Here is a 24,064-nt window from a genome sequence, read left to right on the forward strand (position 1 = left end):
TATTTGAGACTGATTCAGAGGTTTCATTTGCTTGTGCAAGTTTTTTCGTTTTTGCTCGAGCAAGTGCGGCTGCAACTGCTGCTTTTTTCGCATCGGTTGGTTGAGTTTGTTGTTCTTGGTTTTCAACTTGAGATTCCGCTTGCTGACGAGCCAGACGACGAGCTTTACGTTGTGCCATTAAATCAGCGTTATCAGGTAAAACTTCCCCTTTTTCTGAGGTAATCGTTTTAACTTGTTTTGATTCTGTTTCATTGGCTTTTTTCGCTTTCAAGCGTTCTAGCGCCGCTTTAACAGGATCTTCACCTTTAGTTTGCGCTAATTCTTCACGACGTGCTTCTGCTGCACGTTGTGAACGTGCTTTACGCTCTTGTTCTTCACGTTCCATTCGCGCTTGTTTCGCTTCAAAGCGAATTTTGGCTTCATCTGATTTTTTCTGTTTTTCTTTTATTTGCCAAATTTTTGCTTTTTCTTGGCGGAAATATTGAATCAGTGGAATATGGCTTGGGCATACGTAGGCGCAAATCCCGCACTCGATACAATCTTTGAGGGCGTATTCTTCCGATTTTTTGTGATCTTCACTACGCGCAAACCAGTAGAGTTGCTGTGGCATCAAGTTGACTGGGCAGGCATCAGAACAGCTAGAACAGCGAATACAAGCCTGTTCAGGCTCTGGTTCTGCATATTCAAAATAGTCTGGTGCAAGCAAGCAGTTGACAATTTTTGTCACTGGTGCATTGAGGTTGGAAAGTTCTAATCCCATCATTGGGCCACCCGCAAACACTGGATAACGTTCATCAAATTGATAGCCCGCGTGCGTTAATACTTGAGAAATTGGTGTACCAAGTCGAACCCAATAATTACCTTTTTCAGGAATTTTATCACCTGTAAGGGTGACGATACGTTCAATTAAAGGTTCGTCATTTATAACCGCTCTTTTAATTGCAAAGGCTGTACCAACATTATGCATTAGTACGCCAATACTAGAAGAACGCGCACCACTTGGTACTTCTATTCCTGTAAGCAAATAAATAAGCTGTTTTGCAGCACCCGAAGGATATTTTGTTGGAATCACTCGAATGCTAATGTCATTTGCTCCCTGTAGCGCTTTGCGGATTGCCTCTATTGCTTCAGGTTTGTTATCTTCAATGGCGATGACTACGTTTTCAGGTCGTAGGATATAACGTAAAATACGAATGCCTTCTATGATTTCATCGGCGCGTTCACGCATAAGACGATCATCACAAGTAATATAAGGCTCACATTCAGCACCATTGATAATTAAAAGTTTGACTTTTTTCTCTGCTGATTGAATTTTAGCAGCAGTCGGAAATACTGCACCGCCCAAGCCAGCTATACCAGCTTGATAGATTTTGTTAATGAGTTGTTCCGGCGAGAGTGTTAAAAAATCATCAATAGGATTACGCGCTAGCCATTGATCTAAGCCATCCGCTTGCAAATGAATTGCAGGTTCATCAAGACCAGACGGATGTGCAGCGATATAAGGTTTAATCGATTTAATTGTGCCTGAAGTTGGTGCATGAACGGGCAGCATACGTAAGCCATCGCCTTGCGTTAAAGGTTGACCTTTTAATACGTAATCGCCTTCCTTTACTAAAAGGTTACCCATTGTTCCTGCGTGCTGTTTAAGAGGAATGTAAAAATCCGTAACTAAAGGGTGATGACGTAATGGTTGTGAATTAGATTGTGATTTCATTTCAGGCGGATGAATGCCACCTTTGAAATCCCATAATTTACCGGAATTGAAACGAGATAATACGTCCTCCATTTATTCCCCCACAACCAATTTTTTCTCAGTGCCATTTACATTCATTACTGGAATGACTAATTTTGCATCAAACTTCCAATCCCAATTATCGATATTTTTTTTCACGGGAATCATTGATATACAATCTGTCGGGCAGGGTGCTACGCAAAGTTCACAACCTGTACAGAGATCAGGAATGATCGTATGCATGAATTTATTTGTACCAATAATGGCATCAACAGGACAGGCTTGGATACATTTTGTGCAGCCAATACACATATTTTCATCAATAAAAGCGACTTTCTCGATAGGTTCTTCTACTCCATCCATTGCTGGTACATCAACACCTAAAATCTCTGCAATTTTTACGATGGTAGGTTGACCACCAGGAATACATTTTGTGATGTCATCTCCATTACAAATAGCTTCAGCATATGGTTTGCATCCAGGATAACCACATTGCCCACATTGGCTTTGTGGCAAAATAGAGTCGATTTTTTCCACAATGGGATCGGCTTCAACTTTGAGTTTAAGTGAAGCAAAGCCTAAAATCGCACCGAAAATTAAAGCGAGTAAAGTGATTATGATGAATAGAAGGGGCATTATTTATTTCTTTTTCCTGAAAAATACTGAGAGAACCCAATAAATAAAATCAAAATGGTAATAGCCATTAAAAGATAGAGCATTTTATTACTTCACTAGTCCTGTGAATCCCATAAAAGCAAGAGACATCAACCCAGCTGTAATAAGTGCGATAGATGAACCTTTGAAAGTTAAAGGTACATCAGCCGCAACAAGACGTTCACGGAGTGCAGCAAAAAGCACTAATACAAGTGCAAACCCAAGAGATGCACCAAAACCATAAACAACAGATTCCGTTAAATTATGAGCAAGATTTACATTTAATAATGCGACACCGAGAACTGCACAATTTGTTGTTATCAAAGGCAAGAAAATTCCAAGTAAACGATATAGCGTTGGGCTAGTTTTATTTATCACCATTTCGGTAAATTGTACAACTACGGCAATAACCAAAATAAATACTAATGTGCGTAAAAAAGTAGCATTTAAGGGAACAAGAATATAATGATCAACTAAATATGCGCAAAGGGAGGCAACTGTTAATACAAACATGGTTGCTAACCCCATTCCCACTGCGGTTTCAATTTTTTTGGATACGCCCATAAAAGGACAAAGTCCTAAGAATTTCACCAATACAAAGTTGTTAATCAGCGCAGTACCGATAATTAATAAAATATAGTGTGTCATTGCTTTCTGCCTTGTGTATAAGTCGGCTATTATCCTCATTTATAGGCGCGATAACAATAGAAAATTTGGGGTAGGAGAAAGAGAAAATTTTCACGTTTTGTTAGATATGAATAAAAAAGCGCAACTAATCATTTAAATGACTAGCTGCGCAATATTTGGATTAACAATACTCAACTTGACTTATGTGAGTAGAGTATTGTTTGAAGTTCTATATCAATTATTTTTGATATAGTTTTGCTGGACCTTGAGTACCGCCGTTTTCTTGACCACCTTCTTGTAATTTTAATACAGAACCAGAAGCAGTGATTTCAACGCGACGATTAGGGCGTAAACAATCTTTTAATGCTTGACCATGTGGAATACCATCACAAGCTTTCACTTGAGGGTTTTTACCATAGCCTATAGCAGTAATTAGAGAATCCACACCGTCTTCAGCTAAACGTGCTTTAACGGTATTTGCACGACGTTGAGATAGATCCAAGTTGTAAGCATCAGAACCTAAACGGTCTGTATAACCAGCAACTTTAACTTCTTTAGCACCAGTAGATTTTAATTGAGATGCAACACTATCAACTACCTTCTTACCCTGAGCTGTTAAAGTATCTTTGTTAAAATCAAATAAGAAGTCGCCACTCAAATTGAATGCTGAATTTCCGTTACAACCGTTTGGATACCAGAAGAAACTTTGCGCATTATGGTTTTTGTCAAATAATACTTTGTACTGGCAAACTTTATGGGTGCCGTTTTCACGATAATTGAATACATAATCCCATTCAGATACGCCATATAAACCTTCAGTAAAATGAGGATCACCGATTAATTGACGAATCTGATCTTTGTTCATACCATTTTCAATCATACGAACATTATCCCAATTTGGCCAAGTACCGAATTGGCTACCATCGTGATTGAAGGTCGCTGAATCAATTTTAGGCCATACTAATTGAGGTACTTGTTGACCATTTACATCTTTATACTCTGGAGTGCCTGCGTCTGTCACTTTACTTAAGTTTCCGCAAGCTGCAGCAGTTGCGATAGCAACAGTTGATAATAAAATACGAGATAATTTCATTTGTTTTACCTTTTATTTGTTAGAAACCCTAAAAGGGCATAACTAAACTTTACGAATTAAATATAACAAAACTGTCAAAGTTTCGAGCGCATATACTAATGGCAAAAAATCGCCTTGTAAACAATAAAATCAGTGAACTAGCTCTCTTTTTTGTAAAGAAATGTAAAGATATCTATATTTAATGTATAAAATCATTTGCTCGCTTTGTAGCATAACGATGAACAATATTTACCGCACTTTCTTCAGCCTGGTGACCTAATTTTTTTATCAAGGATTTTTTCAAGCGATACTTTACACTTACTACATGGTTTTCTTTCATTTTTTCTAAAATTAAATCATCACTGGTTGAAATTTCATCGACTAATTTCAAGTCGATTGCTTGTTGGCCAAACCAATGTTCCCCAGTAGCAATTTTATCAATATCTACACAAGGGCGATTTTGTGAGACGAATTGTTTGAATAATTGATGGGTTTCTTCTAATTCTTGTTGAAATTTTTGTTTGCCTTTTTCGGTATTCTCACCTAATACAGTTACTGTGCGTTTAAACTCACCAGCTGTCATCACATCTACATCAACATCATATTTTTTCAATAAACGATGAACGTTTGGAATTTGTGCTACGACTCCAATAGAACCAATAACAGCAAAAGGCGCAGATACAATTTTATCTGCTACACAAGCCATCATATAACCTCCACTTGCCGCGACTTTATCTACAGCGATGGTTAATTTTATGCCTTTTTGTTTCAAACGAGACAACTGAGAGGCTGCAAACCCATAATCATGAACAATACCGCCTGGGCTTTCTAAACGTAGTAATACTTCGTCTTCTGGTTTTGCTACATTCAAGATTGCTGAAATTTCTTCGCGAAGTGCGGTCGTTTCTGACGCTGAAATATCACCATGAAAATCTAAGACATACACACAGCTTTTCTTTTCGTCATCTAAGGTTTCACCTTTTTTTAATTTCTCTTTACGTTTTTTTGCCTTTTGTTTTTCTGCTTTTTTCTCTGCTTTAGCTTGCTGTTTTAGCTCTTCTTCAGAAAGATTAAAATCACGCAACACACGAACTTGATGATCAAATTCTTCAGATAAGTCTTTAATTTCTAGTTCTCCTATTTTAGATTTGTTATGTTGACGATAAGAAATCACCAAACCAACAATAGCAAGAATGAGTAATAAAATTGTTAGAATTTCCAGAATAAAAATTCCATAGCCAGTTAAAATATCGTTTAACATTGTTACTCCTATTGATATTTTATAGATTACATTGTGCTTGGTACTAGTCGTGACTAGTCTAGACATCAACATGATAAAATATTGTGATTATTTGTGCTATTACAACAAAGGTTTTTAAACCAATTCTCACTTTTTTATTTTCATTTTTCCTGATTTAGCATAGCATAGGCAAGAATTTCATTTATACCAAAGGAGCAATTATGAAATTACGTGCTGTTGTATTAGGCCTTGCAACATTATGTGCTAGCACAGCGACTTTTGCTGGCATGGTTTCTACTTCATCTAACCTTGAGCTTTTAGCCATTGATGGTCAAAAGGCATCTAAATCTCTTGCAAAGGATGCTAAAGCCTTTGCTGTAAATGACACTCAAAACCATCAGGTTGTTGTTCGTTTAAGTGAAATTATTGGTTCTGGATCTAGTCAAACACTTTTTGAATCTAACCCAGTCATCGTGACATTCCAAGGCAATGCAGAGGATCTTGTTATTTCGGCGCCAGCTATTCGTGGTCGTTCAGAAGGTGATAAATTCAATGAGATGCCGAGCATTAGCGTAAAAACAAAATCTGGTAATACGCTTTCAGCAAAAGTGGATGTGTTAAAACAAGAAGGTTTATTCCCAAGTGCTAATGTGGTGAATGATCTTGCTGAATATAATGCCTCTGGTGCAACTGCATCTGTTGCTGCATTTGCTGCAACCACAGCTGCTAGCCCAATGGTCGCTACTTCAGCAAGCAATGCAAAAGCGAATAAAGGTAAAGTGGTTGTTCAAGGTGAAAACGTTGCAGAGCAACAGCTCCAATATTGGTTCCAACAAGCTGATAAAGAAACTCAAACACGTTTCTTAAATTGGGCAAAATCCCATAAATAATTACCGCACTTTATACAATAAAAAGTGAGCCTTGTTGCTCACTTTTCTATTTTGATAAGGATTTGAAATGAATATTCGGTTAAATGCCAAAGTAATCGCTGCGATTCCCGTTTTTATTACCGTAAATATTGCGGCAGTGGGAATATGGGCTTTTGATATTTCTTCGCAATCAATGCCTTTGATTCTAGGGATCATTGCAGGTGGTTTGGTGGATTTGGATAACCGTTTAACTGGACGATTGAAAAACGTATTTTTCACGCTCATTGCCTTTTCTATTTCATCCTTTATTGTGCAGTTACATATCGGTAAGCCTATTCAATATATTGTGTTAATGACGGTGCTGACATTTATTTTCACCATGATTGGCGCCGTGGGGCAGCGTTATAGCACGATTGCTTTTGGTTCATTAGTGGTTGCTCTTTATACCACGCTGACTTATGTGCCTGAAGGAAATGTATGGTTTATTAACCCCGTAATGATTTTATGCGGTACCTTGCTATATAGTGTGGTGACTCTGATTGTTTACCTGTTTTTCCCAAATCGCCCCGTGCAAGAAAGTGTCGCTAAAGCGTTTTGTGCGTTGGGAGAATATTTAGATACTAAATCCTGTTTTTTTGATCCTGACGAAGTAGCTGAGATTGAAAAAAAACATCTTAATTTTGCGATGAAAAATGCAAATGTTGTCACGGCATTTAATATTGTTCGTACCGCACTTTTTTATCGTATTCGAGGGCAACATCGTCATCCTCGCACCCAGAGAATGTTACGTTACTATTTTGCCGCACAAGACATTCATGAGCGCGCCAATTCTACGCATTTTGATTATCAACAAATAACGGAAAAATTAAAAAATACAGATTTGATTTTCCGTGTTCAACGTTTGCTAGAGTTACAAGCGCAATCCTGTAAAGAAATCACGGCGAGTTTGCGTGAAAATAAACCTTATCATTTTAATGAACGTGTCGAACGTGCGCTTTTAGGCACGTTGCATTCCTTTGCTCTATATCGAGCACAACATATCAATGATCAAGATGAATTGATTGATATTCAAACCTTGTTAGATAATTTACAAAGCATTAACTGGCAACTTCGCCAGTTAGCGCAAGAAACGACGGATACCGAACAATTAGCTCAAATTCATACAGAACAAATCACAGGGTTAAAAAATATAAGTGCGGTGATTTTTAGCCATTTTACTTTTGAATCGCCGTTGTTCCGTCATGCGGTACGCTTATCTATTGTGGTATTTTTATGTTGTGCAATTGTTGAGTTTTTCCAATTTAATCTGGGTTATTGGATTTTATTGACTACTGTATTTGTGTGTCAGCCAAACTATTCTGCAACTAAAGTACGTTTACGTCAGCGCATTATTGGCACAATATTAGGCGTAGTGGTCGGGTCACTATTACCTTATTTAAATCCAACCTTAGAATTAAAACTAGGTCTTGTGGTGCTTACAAGCACGCTGTTCTTTTTCTTCCGTAGTAATAATTATAGTTTCTCGACCTTTTTCATCACACTACAAGTTTTGCTGAGTTTTGATGTCATGGGATTTGATACGGCAGCCGCATTAATGCCTCGTTTACTTGATACTTTACTTGGTGCCGCGATTTCATGGTTTGCCGTATCTTACTTATGGCCGGATTGGAAATATTTGCAACTTGATAAAGTGAGTCATCAAGCATTGCGTAGTGATGCGGTGTATTTATTGCATATTATTAGTCAATTGCAATTTGGTAAAAGTGACGATCTTAAATATCGCATAGCACGTCGTAATGCGCATCAATATGCAGCCGCACTGAGTACAACACTGTCTAATATGAATAATGAGCCAGTGAAATATAAGGCATATTTACAGAAAGGTTTTGATTTGCTCAAGCTTAATTATTCTCTATTGAGCTATATTTCAGCATTGGGAGCTTATCGCGACAGAATGAAAAATTTGCAACAGACCACACAATTTTTATCTGGTTTTTATCCTGTGGCAAAGAAAATTATCTATACCTTAGAACACATTGAAGAAATACCCGAAGCTATTTTTAACCAACAGCAAGAAAGTATCGAAACACATTTAAAGGAATTAGAAAAACAAGAGATGACTGCAGAAGAACGCGCCGTCTTTAGTTTACCGTATCAGCAATTAAATTTGATTACGCAACTCTTACCGCAGTTCTATGAGTATTTTAGGAAAGCGTCTTGTTAAAAGGATAAGCGATCAAAGTATAGGAACGTAAACATAAAAGTGCGGTTGATTTTTGAGAGATTTTAAAACTCGTTGAAAATTTACCGCACTTTATTTTTTATTGAGCAATAACATTGACGAATGAGTTATTACTGCCCCATGTTTTTCACTGATTTTAGGAAACCTTGGGCGCTATCAAACACAGAAGATTTTCCCTGTGCCTGTAAAATCATATCGGACATTTCTCGGAAGGCACCTTTGCCGCCATTGGTGGAAAGTACATGATCAACAGCATGCTTCACATAAAAAGGGGCATCAGCCACAGCAAAAGACGTACCACACACTGCAAAGGCGGGGAGATCTACGCTATCATCACCAATATAAGCGGTTTGTTCGGCAGTAACACCTGCTTGTTTCATAAGATCAAAACAAGCGGTTTCTTTTTCAAGTTTGCCAAGAAAGTATAATTTAATGCTAAGATCGGCAATGCGACGACGTAAAATTGGGGAGTCGCGACCAGAAAGCACTGCTACTTGAATACCCGCGTCCATTAGCATTTTTATGCCTAAACCATCTCGTACATGAAAGCTTTTGATGGCTTCACCATTGGCATCATAATGAAGTTGTCCATCGGTGAGCACACCGTCCACATCAGTAATGACAAATTTAATATTTTCTAATTTTTGTTGCATTGGGATTCCTTAGCTTGAAAATTCCACTAAACCCACTACGTGATTTTCATCATTAACAACAACTAGCGAGTGAATTTTTTTCGCTTTCATAAAGTCTTCTGCTTTTGATAAAAATTCGTCTTGATGAATAGATTTTGGTGAACTTGTCATAAAGTCTTTAGCTGTTTTATTCAGAGTTTCGGCACCATTGGCTGTAAGTGCGCGGCGAATATCTCCATCAGTGATAATGCCTTTAAGTTGCTCATTTTCCATCACCAAGGCAACGCCCATTCGTCCTTCATTCATGACTGTGAGGCAGTCAGTAAAATTGGTGGTCGGTAAAATTGTTGGTAGGCGAGTTTGCATTTGATCTTTCACTTTACATAATAAACGACGACCAAGACTGCCACCTGGATGGAATTTGGCAAAGTCAGCTGGTTGGAAATTGCGTGCCGTAATGAGCGACACGGCGAGCGCATCGCCAAGCGCAAGCGTTACAAGTGCCGACGTTGTTGGCGCGAGATTATTTGGACACACTTCACGCTCAACAGTAATATCTAAAACATAATCTGCATGGCGTGCAAGCGTGGAATTTTTGTTACTCGTCACGGCAATAATTTTATTACCAAAATTTTTTAAACTTGGAATTAGTTTATTGACATCATCGGTTTCACCGCTATAGGAAATTAACATCACGATATCAATTGGTTTCAACATACCTAAATCACCGTGGAAGGCTTCTGTCGGATGTAAAAAGAAACTTGGCGTGCCCGTAGAGGCAAAGGTAGCCACCATTTTTTTTCCGATTAAACCAGATTTTCCTATCCCGCCGATGACTAATCGTCCTTCGCAAGCAAGGATTAAATCCACGACTTGATTAAAATCCTCTCCTAAACGTTGGCTGAGTTGCAAAAGTGCGTTACTTTCCACTGCAAGGGAATCCTGTGCAATTTTTAGATAGTTCATTCTTCTTCCTAAAAGAGCGCTTGAAATTGGCGTTATTTTAGCGGAATCATAAAAAAATACGAATGAAAAATTAGGCGTTATTATTTATAAGATTGATGAGCAATATTCAAAAATTGGGGATTTTATTGACCGCACTAGTGATTGCCCCTATACTACGCGCCGAGTTGGTTAGACAATCGCTGGTTTATTGAAGCCCTTAACCGTATTTATACGACCTAGTGGGACAAGTAAACGAGAGGAAAGTCCGAGCTACACAGGGCAGAGTGCCGGATAACGTCCGGGCGGCGTGAGCCGACGACCAGTGCAACAGAGAGCAGACCGCCGTGTAAACGGTAAGGGTGAAAGGGTGTGGTAAGAGCGCACCGTGCCTCCGGTAACGGTTGGCAGCAGGGTAAACTCCACTCGTAGCAAGACCAAATAGGAATCCAATGAGTGGCCCGCTCAGGATTCGGGTAGGTTGCTTGAGCGGCAGAGTAATTTGTCGCCTAGAGGAATGATTGTCCACGACAGAACTCGGCTTATCGACCAACTCAAAATTTTTGTGGAAATGACCGCACTTTAGTTTGTTTTTCGGAATAGATTAAAGTGCGGTTATTTTTTTACGAATATTAAATTATTTTTCGTTTAATACACGTGGAAATAAAATATTATTTTCCAAATGAATATGGTGCATTAAATCATCAATAAATTCATTAATACCGCTATATAAGGCTTTCCAACTGAAACAAGCATCTGCTGGTGGCGTGCAGCTATTAGTAAGTGATTTGATCACTTCTACATCTTGCCCTGCTTCATCGTGTTCCATTTCCATTACACGAATTGGCATTGAGGCCATAGCATAATTCCCCATTTTGATCATTGGGAACAAAATTTGTTCTTCTTTCATCAAATGCTGACTAAGTTCAGCATAAATTTTTTCTAATTGTGCTGCTACGCCGATAGGGCAATCATCACGATCACCATGTACATTTTCTACTTTCTCCGCCAATGTAATTAATTCAGGGAGTTGTTCACGGTGGCGATTATGAAAACGAGTAACAATGTGATCGATCATCTCTGCATAAGATGCTGAAGTCCAATCTTTATCATGATTTTCTGCTTTACTTTGTTGTAAATCAGTTAAACGTTTTTCAATTTCAGCAAGGTTAAGATTCTTTTGTTGTGCTGCGACTTCTAACAATACAGAACCTCCGCAGCAAAAATCTAAATCATATTCACGAAAAATTTTAGTTGCACCTGGAATTGAAACAGCGAGTTCGCTGAGTTTTTGTTGGGCAAAAGACATAAATCACTCCTATATTGACTAAGTAAAAATAAATCCGATAAAAATAGTAGGATATTTTTCTAATTATGAAAAGTAGAGAGATTTATTTATTGATTAAATTATGATTTAAATCAATAAAAATACCTCATAATAATCAGCTAAAAATTTATGGTTATTCATATAAATAGGATTAATTATCACTAATGAGCCAGTCTTATATTCATTATGTATTTTTTTATATAATTGATTTTTAAGAATTTAGGAAAATACTGATTTTCATCAATATTATTGATTGTGTTTATGAAGTGAAATCTTTTAGAATGACGACAAATTAAATTTAACGCATAACTCCGAGCTTGTTTGGCCTAAGTTTCATAGAAATACGGCGACAAGCCAATAACGCCGTGTGTTATTCAGGGATACGCTGGAAACGGTTTATCCTCTCCGTATTTAGAAAGGTGTAAAATGCAATCCATTCCTATCAAGAACGTAGGAGAGTCTCGCTTAGTCGATCCTTTCCAACGCCAATATTACTATCTACGACTGTCGATTACCGATCAGTGTAATTTTCGTTGTACCTATTGTTTGCCAGATGGTTATCAACCCGAAGCTAACAAACCAAGTTTTTTAACCTTAAAAGAAATTACCCATCTTGCTCAAGCGTTTGCTGAAATGGGCACAGAGAAAATCCGTTTAACGGGTGGCGAACCGACTTTACGCAAAGATTTTATTTCTATTGCTGAAAGCATTGCTAATATTGATGGAATCCGTCAATTAGCCGTTACGACAAACGGCTATCGTATGGCAAAAGATGTGGCTGATTGGAAGAAAGCAGGAATTACATCTATTAACGTTAGTGTTGATAGTTTAGATCCTAAGATGTTCCACCAAATCACAGGTATCAATAAATTTGATGACGTGATGCGTGGTATCGATCGTGCATTTGAAGTGGGCTACAACAAAGTTAAAGTCAATTCAGTTTTGATGAAAAATTTGAATGACAAAGAGTTTGAGCAATTCCTTGTTTGGGTGAAAGATCGCCCAATTCAAATGCGCTTTATCGAACTCATGCAAACGGGCGAAATGGATAGCTTCTTTGATAAACACCATCTTTCTGGACAAGTATTAGTCGATAAATTGCTGAAAAATGGTTGGGCATTACAGCATAAATCCCATACTGATGGTCCAGCTAAAGTATTCACACATCCTGATTATGCAGGCGAAATTGGCTTAATTATGCCTTATGAGAAGAATTTCTGCGCAAGCTGTAATCGTCTTAGAGTATCAGCGAAGGGCAAACTTCATCTCTGTTTATTCGGCGAAGAAGGCATTGAATTACGTGATTTATTGCAATCCCATGAACAGCAAGATATTTTGCAAGCTCGTATTTTTTCTGCATTGCAAGGCAAGCGTGAACATCATTATTTGCATATCGGTGATAGTGGCGTAAGAAATCATTTAGCCTCTATCGGTGGCTAAAAGAAAATAGGTGAATTTTGCTATTCACTTATTTTGCTTTTGGTCACACATGTAAAACATTCAATATTTTAACCGCACTTTATTTTATTATGACTACATTTACGCATATCAATTCTCAAGGCGAAGCCAATATGGTGGATGTTTCTGCAAAAGCAGAGACTGTTCGTGAAGCTCGTGCTGAAGCTATTGTGACCATGTCAAAAGAAACCCTTTCTATGATCGTGGAAGGCAAACATCACAAAGGCGATGTATTTGCTACAGCACGTATTGCAGGTATTCAAGCGGCAAAACGCACTTGGGAACTTATCCCGCTTTGCCATCCCTTATTACTTTCTAAGGTAGAAGTGAATTTAGAACCGTTACTTGAAACCAATCAAGTTCGCATTCAATCTCTTTGCAAATTAACCGGAAAAACCGGCGTAGAAATGGAAGCATTAACGGCAGCAAGTGTGGCAGCTTTAACTATTTACGATATGTGTAAAGCCGTACAAAAAGACATGGTAATTGAACATGTTCGCCTGTTAGAAAAGAGCGGTGGAAAATCTGGTCATTTTATTGCGGAGGAAAAATAAGATGTTAAATGTTTTATTTTTTGCTCAAACTCGTGAATTAATTGGTGTAGATTCTATTCAGCTTGAAGGCGATTTTGCAACAGCGGAAGCAGTGCGTGAACATCTCGCTCAAAAAGGTGATAGATGGGCATTAGCATTAGAAAAAGGGAAGCTTTTAGTCGCCATTAATCAAACCTTGATGCCATTAGAAAGTGCGGTCAAAAATGGCGATGAAATCGCGTTTTTCCCACCGGTAACAGGGGGCTAAATGACGGATATTCAAATTTCAGTACAAGAACAGCCCTTCGATCAAAATGCCGTTTACCAATGGCTTTCTGAGCAACATTCAGTTGGCGCAACGGTTATTTTCGTGGGTAAAGTACGCGATCTTAATTTAGGTGATGAAGTGTCCAGCTTATACTTAGAACATTATCCCGCGATGACAGAAAAAGCCTTACGTGAAATTGTAGAACAGGCTAAAGCCCGTTGGGATATTCAACGAGTGTCTGTGATACATCGAGTAGGACTTTTGCATACCGGCGATGAAATTGTTTTAGTTGGCATAAGTTCTGCTCACCGAGGTGATGCCTATCATGCCAATGAATTTATTATGGACTTCTTAAAATCCAAAGCCCCTTTCTGGAAAAAAGAACAAACCAATCAAGGTGAACGTTGGATTGAAGCGAGAGATAGCGACAAAGAAGCGTTAGAGAAGTGGTAATGACAAAGTGCGGTTAAACTTAACCGCACTTTTGCTTTTTATGAATTACAGCACTTTCACAATACTTTCACATAAATAACGAATATTATCTTCAGTGATACCAGCCACATTAATACGACCAGAACGAACAGCGTAAATGGCAAACTCATCTTTTAAACGATCTACTTGTTCAGGTGATAAGCCACTGAAAGAGAACATACCGTTCTGTTCCATAATAAAGCTGAAATCTTGTTCTGCACCATATTCTTTTAATAACTGAACGAATAAATGACGCATTTTTTTGATGCGTTCACGCATTTCAGTTAATTCATTTTCCCATTCTTGACGGAGTTGTGGATCATTTAATACTGTTGCTACAGTTGCGCCGCCGTGAGATGCCGGGTTAGAGTAGATAGTACGAATAATTGATTTCACCTGTGTTAAAGCGGTTGACGCAATTTCTGCATTTTCTGCTACAAGGGTAAATGCACCCACACGCTCATTGTATAAACCAAAGTTTTTCGAGAATGAACTCGCCACTAATAATTCTTTGTGGTTTGCCGCAAAAGCACGTAAACCGTAAGCATCTTGGTCTAAGCCATTCGCTAAACCTTGATAAGCAAAGTCAAAGAGTGGCAACCAGCCGTTTTTAGCTGAAAGTGCGGCTAATTCTTGCCATTGTTCAGGGGTTGGGTCAATACCGGTTGGGTTGTGGCAGCAGCCGTGTAAAAGCACCACATCACCTTCACTTGCTTGGCTTAAATCTTCGAGGAAATGTTCCCAATCAAGGGCTTTACGTTCAGCATCATAATAACGATATTCACGAATCGTCATGCCCACAGCATTGAAGATCGCATTGTGGTTTGGCCATGTTGGTGTGCTGATCCACACATTTTGTGCTTTGGTTTGGCGTTTAATAAATTCAGCCGCAATGCGTAATGCGCCTGTTCCACCTAAACTTTGTACTGTTCTCGCACGATTAGATTTAATTACTTCAGAATCTTTACCGAAAAGGAGTTCTTTTGTTCGTTCGTTATAATCAGCAATACCATCGATAGTCAGATAATTCTTCGTTTTTTCCTTATCAAATAAGCGTTTTTCGGCTTCTTTTACCGCACGCATAATTGGGGTTGTGCCTTGCGCATCTTTATAAACGCCAATGCCCAAGTTAATTTTATTTTCGCGGGTTTCGGATTTGAATGCTTCGCCTAAGCCTAAGATTGGATCGGCTGGTGCCGCTTTGATATGTTCAAACATAGCTTTTCCTTATGTATGTGTTGTGTGGTGGATAATTTTATACTTCAGCCGTTTTATTTTATCAAGAAAGATTTTTATAAAAATTAACCGCACTTTGATATTTTTAAATATTCATCAAAAAGTGCGGTCATTTTTTACATTATTTTAGTTTTTCAATCGTCCAATTTAATCCCGATTGATAATCTTCCGGTAATTCAGAGCGAAGTTTTTCTAATTGTTGAATAATGACTGCTCTATTTGGATGAGAAAGATTGATATGCCCAACCTTACGCCCAGCTCTCACTTCTTTACCGTACCAATGAAGTTGTGCAAACGGTGTATTAAGCCATTTGGGGTTATGGTTTGTGCCGATTAAATTCACCATCACACTTGGCGCGAAAGTTTGTAATTCAGGAGTTGGCAAATCGAGTAGCGCACGTAAATGTAATTCAAATTGGCTAATCGAGCATCCTAGTTGTGTCCAATGCCCACTGTTATGTACACGGGGCGCAAGTTCGTTAATCAGCAATTTATCGCCAACAACAAAACATTCCATTGCCATGACACCCACATAGCCTAGTTTATCCATAATTTTGCCGAGCATTGCTTCTGCTTGTTTTTGTTGTGCAGATTGTTGAGGAAACGCAATGTCAACCACACTGTAGCGTAAAATACCGTTTTGTTGCAGGTTATGTGTAACGGGATAAAAACGCTTTTCTCCATTTTTAAATCTTGCGCCTACAATAGAAACCTCATAATCGAAAGGAATAAATTTTTCTGCGATCACTTCACCAAATAAATCATCGGTGATGTCCGCTTTGTTTTCATCGCTGATAATCCATTGACCACGTCCATCATATCCGCCTGTTCTGCGTTTAACGACGACTTTCTCGCCAACAGTTTGGAAAACATCATTCCATTGCGTTTTATCTTTTAATAAACACCAAGGCGAGGTAGAAAGATTCAGCTCATCAAGCAAGGATTTTTGAGTAAAACGATCGGCCAATAATCCAAATACATGTTGATTGACGAAGTTTTTATGATTGCCGAGTAATTCAGTCAAAGGCGTTTTTTCCCAGCGTTCAATTTCCGCCGTGATGATTGCATTTTCAGGTAAGTCAAAAACTAGCGCATTGAAGGCTAAGGGTTCAACATAAATATCTAAAGGTGCGCCCGCGTAACGTAACATTCTGCCGAGTTGTCCGTTGCCGAGTACATAAACCGTTGGGTATAAGGTGGAGTTTTGCATAATATTTCTCGTTAAATTTACGAAAAAAACAACCGCATTTTAGAAGTGCGGTCAGAACTGAAGAAATTTTTATGTGCGTGGATCGGGATTGTCCAGTACAGCATGAGTTTGGCTTTCACGGAAAGACTGTAAGCGTGAAAGTAATTCTGTATCCCAACCTGCTAGAATTTGTGCGGCTAACAATCCGGCATTTGCCGCACCTGCAGGGCCAATAGCTAATGTTCCGACTGGAATCCCTTTTGGCATTTGCACAATTGAATAAAGGCTATCTACGCCACTTAACATAGAACTTTTTACTGGCACACCCAGCACTGGCACAAGTGTTTTCGCTGCGATCATGCCAGGTAAATGTGCCGCACCACCTGCACCAGCAATAATTACTTTGTAACCATTTTTTTGTGCATTTTCGGCAAATTCAAAAAGTTTATCAGGCGTACGATGAGCCGAGACGACTTCCACATGATAAGGTACTTTTAATTCATCTAAAATCTGAGTTGCCTCTTGCATGGTAGCCCAATCGCTTTTTGAGCCCATTACAACGGCAATTTGTGCAGTGTTTGACATGCTATTTTTCTCAATTTTTTAATTAAAAACGTGGTGTAGAATAGCATATCTTATATACATCAAGCAAACGTTTGCTATATTATTGGGTACTACCTAGTCTTATCTTATAATTATTTGATTTTTAAATTTTAGTAACTATACTTGATACCAAATTAATGGGCGATAGTTTATATGGGACGAACTGAAAAATTATTAGATAAGCTCGCACAATCAAAATCTACATTTAATTGGAATCCTGAAAATTATATTAAAGTCAGTGAAAGAATCATTAAAACAGGTAGGTATTCTATGAAGTTATTAAATTATAAAGGTTATGTTGGCACGATTGAGGCGGATTTAGAAAACAATATATTATTTGGCAAACTTGCTTACATTCGTGATTTAGTGACTTATGAAGCAGAGTCATTATCTGAGCTAGAAAAAGAATTTCGTCAATCTGTTGATTTATATTTACAAGATTGCTTGGAATTAGGTAAAGAACCGAATAAGCCTTTTAAAGGTGTATTTAATGTACGAATTGGTGAGGAATTACATAGAGAAGCTACGATCATAGCAGGCGATCGTTCACTTAATGCTTTTGTTACGGAAGCGATTCAAGAAAAAATTTTTCGTGAAAAACCAAGTTTAAGATAACAAAACGTAACGATATCATATTCACATTTTCTTTCTTCAAAGTAGGGCAAATTATGTTAGCCAAAGCAAAATATAGAAAAGATTACAAACAACCTGATTTTACTGTCACAGACATTTATTTAGATTTTCAACTTGATCCTAAACATACTGTGGTGACTGCAACCACAAAATTCCAACGCTTAAATGATCAAGCGACTTCTTTACGTTTAGATGGGCATAGTTTCCAGTTTTCTTCTATTAAATTTAATGGTGAGCCATTTTCTGCTTATCAACAAGATGGCGAGAGTTTAACGCTCGATTTAAAAGGTAAAAGTGCGGAAGAATTTGAACTTGAAATTGTGACCTTCCTTGTACCAGCCGAAAACACTTCATTACAGGGGCTATATCAGTCTGGTGAAGGCATTTGTACGCAATGTGAGGCGGAAGGTTTCCGTCAAATCACTTATATGCTTGATCGTCCTGATGTACTGGCGCGTTATACAACTAAAATTACGGCAGATAAAACCAAATATCCATTCTTACTTTCTAACGGCAATCGCATTGCAAGTGGTGAATTAGAAGATGGTCGCCATTGGGTGGAATGGAACGATCCTTTCCCAAAACCAAGCTATTTATTCGCTTTAGTGGCAGGGGATTTTGATTTATTACAAGATAAATTTATCACCAAAAGTGGGCGAGAAGTTGCATTAGAGCTTTATGTAGATCGCGGTAATCTTAACCGCGCAACATGGGCAATGGAAAGTCTGAAAAAAGCGATGAAATGGGATGAAGATCGATTTAATTTAGAATATGACTTAGATATTTACATGATCGTTGCCGTCGATTTTTTCAATATGGGCGCAATGGAAAATAAAGGATTAAATATCTTTAATTCTAAATTTGTATTAGCCAATCCACAAACAGCAACAGATGAAGATTATCTTGCCATTGAAAGTGTGATTGCACACGAATATTTCCATAACTGGACAGGAAACCGTGTAACCTGCCGAGATTGGTTCCAATTAAGTTTGAAAGAAGGCTTAACGGTTTTCCGCGATCAAGAGTTTTCATCTGACACAGGTTCGCGTGCGGTGAATCGCATTAATAATGTGAAATTTTTACGCACCGTGCAATTTGCCGAAGATTCAAGCCCAATGTCGCACCCGATTCGTCCTGAAAAAGTGATTGAAATGAATAACTTTTATACCGTAACCGTATATGAAAAAGGGGCAGAAGTCATTCGTATGTTGCATACTTTATTAGGGGAGCAAGGCTTCCAAAAAGGGATGCAACTTTATATTGCTGAAAACGATGGCAAAGCGGCAACCTGTGAAGATTTTGTTTCTGAGATGGAACGGGCAAATAACCTCGATTTAAATCAATTCCGCCGTTGGTATAGCCAATCGGGTACACCAGAATTATTGATTAGCGATGCTTACGACGAAAGAACGCATACTTATCGTTTAACGGTTTCACAATCCACACCGCCAACCGCAGATCAAATGGAAAAAGTGAATTTACATATTCCATTAAAAGTGGCGCTTTATGATGTGAACGGCACGAAACAAATGCTGCAACATAATGGCGAATTGTTGAGTGATGTATTAAATGTTACTGAAAAAGATCAAGTCTTTGAGTTTCATGGCATTTATGGTCGCCCAATTCCAGCATTGTTATGTGATTTCTCCGCGCCAGTCAAACTGGATTATGATTACAAAACTGAGCAGTTATTAGGCTTGCTGAAATTTGCAGACAATCAATTTATCCGTTGGGATGCAGCTCAGATGTTATTTACGCAAGAATTACGCCGTAATGTTGTGCGTTTCCAACAAGGCGAGCCACTAGAAATTTCGCCTGAAATATTGACCGCACTTTCTCATGTTCTGAATCATTATGAGAAAGATATTGAACTGGCGACCTTAATTCTCACCCTTCCAAAAGAAATGGAATTTGCTGAAGGTTTCAAAACCATCGATCCTGATGGTATTTCAGCCGCAAGAGAATTTATGCAAGCGCAAATTGCCGAGACTTTAAAAGATGATTTCTTGCGCGTTTATACCCATATTCGCCTTGATGAGTATCAAGTTACGCAACAAGACATCGCCTTGCGTGCAATTCGAAATCTTTGTTTAACTTATTTGGCTTACACCAATTTGGGTAACAACCTAGTGCAAAAACACTACAACAATGCGAATAATATGACAGATACATTGGCTGCATTAAGTGTTGCGACAAAAGCTGCATTACCTTGCAGAGATGCGTTATTAGCTGATTTTGAACAAAAATGGCAACACGATGGATTAGTGATGGATAAATGGTTTGCATTACAAGCCACTCGCCCAGATGAAAATGTATTGGAAATTATTCAGTTATTAATGGATCACCCAAGTTTTAACTTCAATAATCCAAACCGTTTACGTGCATTAGTAGGTAGCTTTGCAAATCACAACTTAAAAGCATTCCATAACGTAAGCGGATCAGGCTATCGTTTCTTAACGGATGTGTTAATCCGTTTAAATGAAAGTAACCCGCAAGTGGCTGCGCGTTTAATCGAGCCATTAATTCGTTTTTCTCGCTTTGATGCTCAACGCCAAACGCTCATGAAACGTGCTTTAGAACGCCTAAGTATTGTAGAAAATCTTTCAAAAGATTTATTTGAAAAAATTGAGAAAGCGTTGCAGTAGGTGGAGTAAATGTGCGTAAAAGGGAAATGAGTTGGTTACATATTGTAACCAACTGAAAATCAAATCACCTAAAGCCAGATCTTTAAAATATGGTTAAAAGTGCGGTAAATTTTACAATAGTTTTTGGGGCATTTAGTATGCCCCTTTGTTTTATATGGGGTTTTAATATTAATTTATTTCATACAAATCCTGAAAATAATAAGTTTGCATAATACACTGAGATGACGCATTCTATACCCGTACAGACGTTTAGCCGTCTAAATGATTAAGAAGATTACTTTAAAACGGGAGTTATTATGACAACATCACACATCTTAGGCTTTCCTCGTGTAGGGGCAAAACGTGAATTAAAATTTGCACAAGAACGTTATTGGCGTAAAGAATTAGCCGAGCAAGATTTATTAGATTTAGCAAAAGCATTGCGTGAAAAAAACTGGAAACATCAAGCAGCGGCGAATGCGGATTTCGTTGCCGTGGGCGATTTCACGTTCTACGATCATATTTTAGATTTACAAGTGGCAACAGGGGCAATTCCTGCTCGTTTTGGTTTTGATAGCCAAAATTTAACCCTTGATCAATATTTCCAACTTGCACGTGGTAACAAAGATCAATTTGCGATTGAAATGACTAAATGGTTTGATACGAACTATCATTATCTCGTGCCAGAATTTCATAAAAATACACAATTCAAAGCTAATCCAGCACATTATGTAAATCAAATTCGTGAAGCAAAAGCATTAGGTTTAAACTTCAAACCTGTGATTGTTGGTCCATTAACATTCTTATGGTTGGGTAAAGAAAAAGGCGAAGCATTTAACCGTTTCGATTTATTAAATCAATTAGTGCCTGTTTATGTTGAAATCTTAAATGCATTAGTGGCTGAAGGTGCAGAGTGGATTCAAATTGATGAACCTGCATTAGCATTAGATTTACCTGCAGAATGGGTTGAAGCCTATAAATCTGTTTACGCTGAATTAAGCAAAGTGAATGCAAAATTATTATTAGCCACTTATTTTGGTTCCGTTGCACAACACGCAGAGTTATTAAAAGCCTTACCTGTTGCGGGCTTACATTTAGATTTAGTGCGTGCGCCAGAACAACTTGCAGCCTTTGAAGATTACAGCAAAGTGCTTTCAGCAGGCGTGATTGAAGGCCGTAATATCTGGCGTGCAAACTTAAATAAAGTGTTAGATGTATTAGAGCCATTAAAAGCAAAATTAGGCGAGCGTTTATGGATTGCACCAAGCTGTTCATTATTACACACTCCATTTGACTTAGAAGTGGAAGTACAATTAAAAGAAAAAAATACCGCACTTTACAGCTGGTTATCTTTCACACTACAAAAAGTAGAAGAATTAAATGTATTAAAACAAGCCTTAAATCATGGCAGAGCGTCTGTACAAGCGGCATTAGATGCAAGCCAAGCGGCAGCAGATGCACGTGCAACCTCAAAAGAAATTCATCGCCCTGAAGTGGCAGAACGTTTAGCAAACTTGCCAAAAGGTGCAGATCAACGTAAATCGCCATTTGCAGAACGTATTGTTAAGCAAAATGCGTGGTTAAATTTACCGCTTCTGCCAACCACAAACATTGGCTCATTCCCGCAAACGACTGAAATTCGTCACGCCCGTGCAAGTTTCAAAAAAGGTGAATTATCCCTTGCAGATTACGAAGCGGCAATGAAAAAAGAGATTGAATATGTGGTACGTCGCCAAGAAGAATTAGATTTAGATGTATTAGTTCACGGTGAAGCAGAACGTAACGACATGGTGGAATACTTTGGGGAATTATTAGACGGTTTTGCCTTCACTAAATTTGGTTGGGTACAAAGCTACGGTTCACGTTGTGTAAAACCGCCAGTGATTTACGGTGATGTGACTCGCCCAGAGCCTATGACAGTACGTTGGTCTCAATATGCACAAAGTTTAACTAATCGTGTAATGAAAGGAATGCTCACAGGCCCTGTGACTATTTTACAATGGTCATTCGTGCGTAACGATATTCCACGTTCAACCGTATGTAAACAAATCGGCGTGGCATTATCTGATGAAGTGTTAGATTTAGAAGCAGCAGGCATTAAAGTTATCCAAATTGATGAGCCAGCAATTCGTGAAGGTTTACCACTTAAACGTGCAGATTGGGATGCCTACTTACAATGGGCAGGCGAAGCATTCCGTTTAAGCTCAATGGGCGTGCAAGATGATACGCAAATTCACACTCATATGTGTTACTCTGAATTTAACGACATCTTACCTGCCATTGCGGCATTAGATGCGGACGTGATTACCATCGAAACTTCACGTTCAGATATGGAATTATTAGATGCCTTCGTGAAATTTAACTACCCGAATGACATCGGTCCAGGTGTGTATGATATTCACAGCCCACGTGTACCAACCGCGGGTGAAATTGAACACTTATTACGCAAAGCGTTAAAAGTCATTCCAAAAGAACGCTTATGGGTAAACCCAGACTGCGGTTTAAAAACACGTGGTTGGACAGAAACTATCGATCAATTAAAAGTGATGGTGGATGTGACCAAAAAATTACGTGCGGAATTAGCGTAAATTTTAAGTTTATTACTTAACTGTAACTTAAGGACTGAGGTTGTATTTTACAATTTCAGTCCTTTATATTTATGGTGAAACATAAAATAGATGATTGTTATAATTATGTTATTGTTATTGTTATTGTTATTGTTATTGTTATTGTGTATAATCCGTGCTCATTTTTTAATGTAACTATCTCTAAAGAGGAAATTTATGAATAAAATTTTTAGAATTGTATGGAACGAAGCAGCTCAAGCCTGGGTCGCCGTATCTGAACTGACTAAAAAACACAAAAAACGTGCTTCTGTAACAGCCGTTGCAGTTGCTCTTGTTGCTGGCATGCTTTCTCCCTTCGCGGAGGCGAGTGAGACGGCGGCGGGTCCTGGGGGGGTAAACTCTGAAGATCCTTCAGGTGGGTATGAAACACCTAGAAAGGATGATATTACGGGTCCAGATCCAGATGGCAATGAGTTACGTGGATTGGGTTTCGGTCTTGCTGTTGTTGATAAAGAGGGGAAGCGAAAAGAAATTAAAGAAGGTGTGAAAATTGATGATAGTAATACCTCCGATGATGATAAGAAAAGTACTGTTGTTACCGTAGAACCGAATATCGATGGTGATGGAGAACCGCCAAAGAATGTAACCAGCTACCTTTATTTAGTTGAGGGTGAGGGGGTTACGATTGACCAAACTGGCCGTTCAGCTAAATTTAGCGTAGACACTGTTGATCTTGCTGTTAGTGAAGGCAAAGTAACCGACCCTGAAGAAAAGGATAAGAAAAAACTTGTTAATGCAGGAAATTTATCGACCACGTTAAATGAATTGGGTTGGAAAGTTACTGCAGGCAGTACAACTTCAACCGTAAAAAGTGGCAATGAAGTAGAATTTAAAGGCGAGGGCGGTATTACCGTAACTAACACGGCTGGTGCTGATGGTAAACACATAATTACTATTAAAGCTGAACAACCACAAGGTGGTGGTGCTGCGGGTGGTAGCACCCCTGTTACTGCAGGAGATGGAATTTCGGTCTCTGCGGATAATAAGGTTTCTGTTCATGCGAAAGACAACGGTGGTCTGACTGCCGGTACAGATGGTGTATCTGTGAATACGGATGGCACAACGATTAAACTGAATGATGCAGG

21 protein-coding genes, 1 other RNA gene and 1 riboswitch are annotated in these 24,064 nt (G+C 38.5%); of the genes, 11 read left to right on the forward strand and 11 right to left on the reverse strand.

The genetic code is table 11. From position 1 onward, the window contains the following. From rsxC to sohB, 5 genes are all read right to left on the reverse strand, one after another. Nucleotides 1-1,786: electron transport complex subunit RsxC (rsxC, locus tag HMPREF9096_RS07165; RefSeq protein ID WP_009499872.1), on the reverse strand; the 1,786-nt coding region annotated here is incomplete at its 3' end. Continuing rightward, a complete protein-coding gene (gene rsxB, locus HMPREF9096_RS07160) occupies nt 1,787-2,368 on the reverse strand; it encodes an electron transport complex subunit RsxB (RefSeq protein ID WP_009499875.1) in 582 nt (193 codons plus the stop codon). An 87-nt stretch (nt 2,369-2,455) separates the two neighbouring features. Continuing rightward, on the reverse strand, nt 2,456-3,034 hold the full coding sequence (gene rsxA, locus HMPREF9096_RS07155; protein WP_005636563.1) for an electron transport complex subunit RsxA: 579 nt from the start codon (nt 3,032-3,034) through the stop codon (nt 2,456-2,458). 217 nt (nt 3,035-3,251) lie between these two features. Next, entirely contained in the window at nt 3,252-4,106 is an 855-nt protein-coding gene (locus HMPREF9096_RS07150; protein ID WP_009499878.1) for an OmpA family protein, read from the reverse strand. Between the two features lie 178 nt (nt 4,107-4,284). After that, nucleotides 4,285-5,346, reverse strand: coding sequence for a protease SohB (gene sohB / locus HMPREF9096_RS07145; protein WP_032803259.1), 1,062 nt, complete (start codon nt 5,344-5,346; stop codon nt 4,285-4,287). A gap of 200 nt (nt 5,347-5,546) precedes the next feature. On the opposite strand from sohB, the gene HMPREF9096_RS07140 reads away from it, so the two are divergent. Continuing rightward, complete coding sequence (locus tag HMPREF9096_RS07140) at nt 5,547-6,215, forward strand: DUF2057 domain-containing protein (protein WP_009499880.1); 669 nt, start codon at nt 5,547-5,549, stop codon at nt 6,213-6,215. Nucleotides 6,216-6,282: 67 nt separating this feature from the next. Further along, nucleotides 6,283-8,418: a YccS family putative transporter gene (gene yccS / locus HMPREF9096_RS07135; protein ID WP_009499881.1), complete on the forward strand. Its 2,136-nt coding sequence runs from the start codon at nt 6,283-6,285 to the stop codon at nt 8,416-8,418. Nucleotides 8,419-8,546: 128 nt separating this feature from the next. On the opposite strand, the gene HMPREF9096_RS07130 is transcribed toward yccS, so the two are convergent. Then, a complete protein-coding gene (locus HMPREF9096_RS07130; RefSeq protein ID WP_009499883.1) occupies nt 8,547-9,089 on the reverse strand; it encodes an HAD family hydrolase in 543 nt (180 codons plus the stop codon). 9 nt (nt 9,090-9,098) lie between these two features. Continuing rightward, a complete protein-coding gene (locus HMPREF9096_RS07125) occupies nt 9,099-10,034 on the reverse strand; it encodes a KpsF/GutQ family sugar isomerase (RefSeq protein WP_009499884.1) in 936 nt (311 codons plus the stop codon). 160 nt (nt 10,035-10,194) lie between these two features. On the opposite strand from HMPREF9096_RS07125, the gene rnpB reads away from it, so the two are divergent. Then, an RNA gene (rnpB, locus tag HMPREF9096_RS09005) (RNase P RNA component class A) lies at nt 10,195-10,571 on the forward strand. 76 nt (nt 10,572-10,647) lie between these two features. Here rnpB and ytfE read toward each other — a convergent pair. Next, nucleotides 10,648-11,319 carry an iron-sulfur cluster repair protein YtfE gene (gene ytfE / locus HMPREF9096_RS07120; protein ID WP_009499886.1) on the reverse strand — a complete coding sequence of 224 codons (672 nt, stop codon included), beginning with the start codon at nt 11,317-11,319 and terminating at the stop codon, nt 10,648-10,650. Between the two features lie 315 nt (nt 11,320-11,634). Continuing rightward, nucleotides 11,635-11,775: riboswitch (molybdenum cofactor riboswitch) on the forward strand. On the opposite strand from ytfE, the gene moaA reads away from it, so the two are divergent. The 4 genes from moaA to moaE all read left to right on the forward strand — a co-directional run bounded on the left by moaA (nt 11,764) and on the right by moaE (nt 14,049). After that, nucleotides 11,764-12,777: a GTP 3',8-cyclase MoaA gene (gene moaA / locus HMPREF9096_RS07115; RefSeq protein WP_032803261.1), complete on the forward strand. Its 1,014-nt coding sequence runs from the start codon at nt 11,764-11,766 to the stop codon at nt 12,775-12,777. (Overlaps the previous riboswitch by 12 nt.) 89 nt (nt 12,778-12,866) lie before the next feature. Then, nucleotides 12,867-13,349 (forward strand): cyclic pyranopterin monophosphate synthase MoaC, encoded by a 483-nt coding sequence (gene moaC / locus HMPREF9096_RS07110; protein WP_009499888.1) that lies wholly within the window; start codon nt 12,867-12,869, stop codon nt 13,347-13,349. A 1-nt stretch (nt 13,350) separates the two neighbouring features. After that, a complete protein-coding gene (gene moaD / locus HMPREF9096_RS07105) occupies nt 13,351-13,596 on the forward strand; it encodes a molybdopterin synthase sulfur carrier subunit (RefSeq protein WP_009499890.1) in 246 nt (81 codons plus the stop codon). Then, complete coding sequence (gene moaE / locus HMPREF9096_RS07100; protein WP_009499891.1) at nt 13,597-14,049, forward strand: molybdopterin synthase catalytic subunit MoaE; 453 nt, start codon at nt 13,597-13,599, stop codon at nt 14,047-14,049. 45 nt (nt 14,050-14,094) lie between these two features. Here moaE and HMPREF9096_RS07095 read toward each other — a convergent pair whose 3' ends face one another. The 3 genes from HMPREF9096_RS07095 to purE all read right to left on the reverse strand — a co-directional run bounded on the left by HMPREF9096_RS07095 (nt 14,095) and on the right by purE (nt 17,077). Further along, nucleotides 14,095-15,285, reverse strand: coding sequence for an amino acid aminotransferase (locus HMPREF9096_RS07095; RefSeq protein WP_009499893.1), 1,191 nt, complete (start codon nt 15,283-15,285; stop codon nt 14,095-14,097). Nucleotides 15,286-15,424: 139 nt separating this feature from the next. After that, the gene (purK, locus tag HMPREF9096_RS07090; RefSeq protein ID WP_009499896.1) at nt 15,425-16,513 is read right to left on the reverse strand and encodes a 5-(carboxyamino)imidazole ribonucleotide synthase; all 1,089 of its coding nucleotides are present in this window, start codon (nt 16,511-16,513) and stop codon (nt 15,425-15,427) included. Between the two features lie 69 nt (nt 16,514-16,582). Beyond that, a complete protein-coding gene (gene purE / locus HMPREF9096_RS07085; protein ID WP_009499897.1) occupies nt 16,583-17,077 on the reverse strand; it encodes a 5-(carboxyamino)imidazole ribonucleotide mutase in 495 nt (164 codons plus the stop codon). A 288-nt stretch (nt 17,078-17,365) separates the two neighbouring features. On the opposite strand from purE, the gene HMPREF9096_RS0108650 reads away from it, so the two are divergent. The 4 genes from HMPREF9096_RS0108650 to HMPREF9096_RS07070 form a co-directional block, all read left to right on the forward strand. Beyond that, nucleotides 17,366-17,710 carry a type II toxin-antitoxin system HicB family antitoxin gene (locus HMPREF9096_RS0108650; protein WP_005653201.1) on the forward strand — a complete coding sequence of 115 codons (345 nt, stop codon included), beginning with the start codon at nt 17,366-17,368 and terminating at the stop codon, nt 17,708-17,710. Nucleotides 17,711-17,763: 53 nt separating this feature from the next. Beyond that, nucleotides 17,764-20,373 carry an aminopeptidase N gene (gene pepN, locus HMPREF9096_RS07080; RefSeq protein ID WP_009499900.1) on the forward strand — a complete coding sequence of 870 codons (2,610 nt, stop codon included), beginning with the start codon at nt 17,764-17,766 and terminating at the stop codon, nt 20,371-20,373. Between the two features lie 296 nt (nt 20,374-20,669). After that, nucleotides 20,670-22,940 carry a 5-methyltetrahydropteroyltriglutamate--homocysteine S-methyltransferase gene (gene metE / locus HMPREF9096_RS07075; protein ID WP_009499902.1) on the forward strand — a complete coding sequence of 757 codons (2,271 nt, stop codon included), beginning with the start codon at nt 20,670-20,672 and terminating at the stop codon, nt 22,938-22,940. A 195-nt stretch (nt 22,941-23,135) separates the two neighbouring features. Further along, nucleotides 23,136-24,064 (forward strand): ESPR-type extended signal peptide-containing protein (locus tag HMPREF9096_RS07070; protein ID WP_009499904.1); only part of this gene is annotated, 929 nt, incomplete at its 3' end.

The organism is Haemophilus sp. oral taxon 851 str. F0397, from assembly GCF_000242295.1.
Lineage (GTDB): Bacteria > Pseudomonadota > Gammaproteobacteria > Enterobacterales > Pasteurellaceae > Haemophilus.

Coding starts and splice junctions, on each gene's coding strand:
- rsxB (WP_009499875.1), bottom strand. CDS start 2,368: ATGCCCCTTCTATTCATCATAATCACTTTACTCGCTTTAATTTTCGGT.
- rsxA (WP_005636563.1), bottom strand. CDS start 3,034: ATGACACACTATATTTTATTAATTATCGGTACTGCGCTGATTAACAAC.
- HMPREF9096_RS07150 (WP_009499878.1), bottom strand. CDS start 4,106: ATGAAATTATCTCGTATTTTATTATCAACTGTTGCTATCGCAACTGCT.
- sohB (WP_032803259.1), bottom strand. CDS start 5,346: ATGTTAAACGATATTTTAACTGGCTATGGAATTTTTATTCTGGAAATT.
- HMPREF9096_RS07140 (WP_009499880.1), top strand. CDS start 5,547: ATGAAATTACGTGCTGTTGTATTAGGCCTTGCAACATTATGTGCTAGC.
- yccS (WP_009499881.1), top strand. CDS start 6,283: ATGAATATTCGGTTAAATGCCAAAGTAATCGCTGCGATTCCCGTTTTT.
- HMPREF9096_RS07130 (WP_009499883.1), bottom strand. CDS start 9,089: ATGCAACAAAAATTAGAAAATATTAAATTTGTCATTACTGATGTGGAC.
- HMPREF9096_RS07125 (WP_009499884.1), bottom strand. CDS start 10,034: ATGAACTATCTAAAAATTGCACAGGATTCCCTTGCAGTGGAAAGTAAC.
- ytfE (WP_009499886.1), bottom strand. CDS start 11,319: ATGTCTTTTGCCCAACAAAAACTCAGCGAACTCGCTGTTTCAATTCCA.
- moaA (WP_032803261.1), top strand. CDS start 11,764: ATGCAATCCATTCCTATCAAGAACGTAGGAGAGTCTCGCTTAGTCGAT.
- moaC (WP_009499888.1), top strand. CDS start 12,867: ATGACTACATTTACGCATATCAATTCTCAAGGCGAAGCCAATATGGTG.
- moaD (WP_009499890.1), top strand. CDS start 13,351: ATGTTAAATGTTTTATTTTTTGCTCAAACTCGTGAATTAATTGGTGTA.
- moaE (WP_009499891.1), top strand. CDS start 13,597: ATGACGGATATTCAAATTTCAGTACAAGAACAGCCCTTCGATCAAAAT.
- HMPREF9096_RS07095 (WP_009499893.1), bottom strand. CDS start 15,285: ATGTTTGAACATATCAAAGCGGCACCAGCCGATCCAATCTTAGGCTTA.
- purK (WP_009499896.1), bottom strand. CDS start 16,513: ATGCAAAACTCCACCTTATACCCAACGGTTTATGTACTCGGCAACGGA.
- purE (WP_009499897.1), bottom strand. CDS start 17,077: ATGTCAAACACTGCACAAATTGCCGTTGTAATGGGCTCAAAAAGCGAT.
- HMPREF9096_RS0108650 (WP_005653201.1), top strand. CDS start 17,366: ATGAAGTTATTAAATTATAAAGGTTATGTTGGCACGATTGAGGCGGAT.
- pepN (WP_009499900.1), top strand. CDS start 17,764: ATGTTAGCCAAAGCAAAATATAGAAAAGATTACAAACAACCTGATTTT.
- metE (WP_009499902.1), top strand. CDS start 20,670: ATGACAACATCACACATCTTAGGCTTTCCTCGTGTAGGGGCAAAACGT.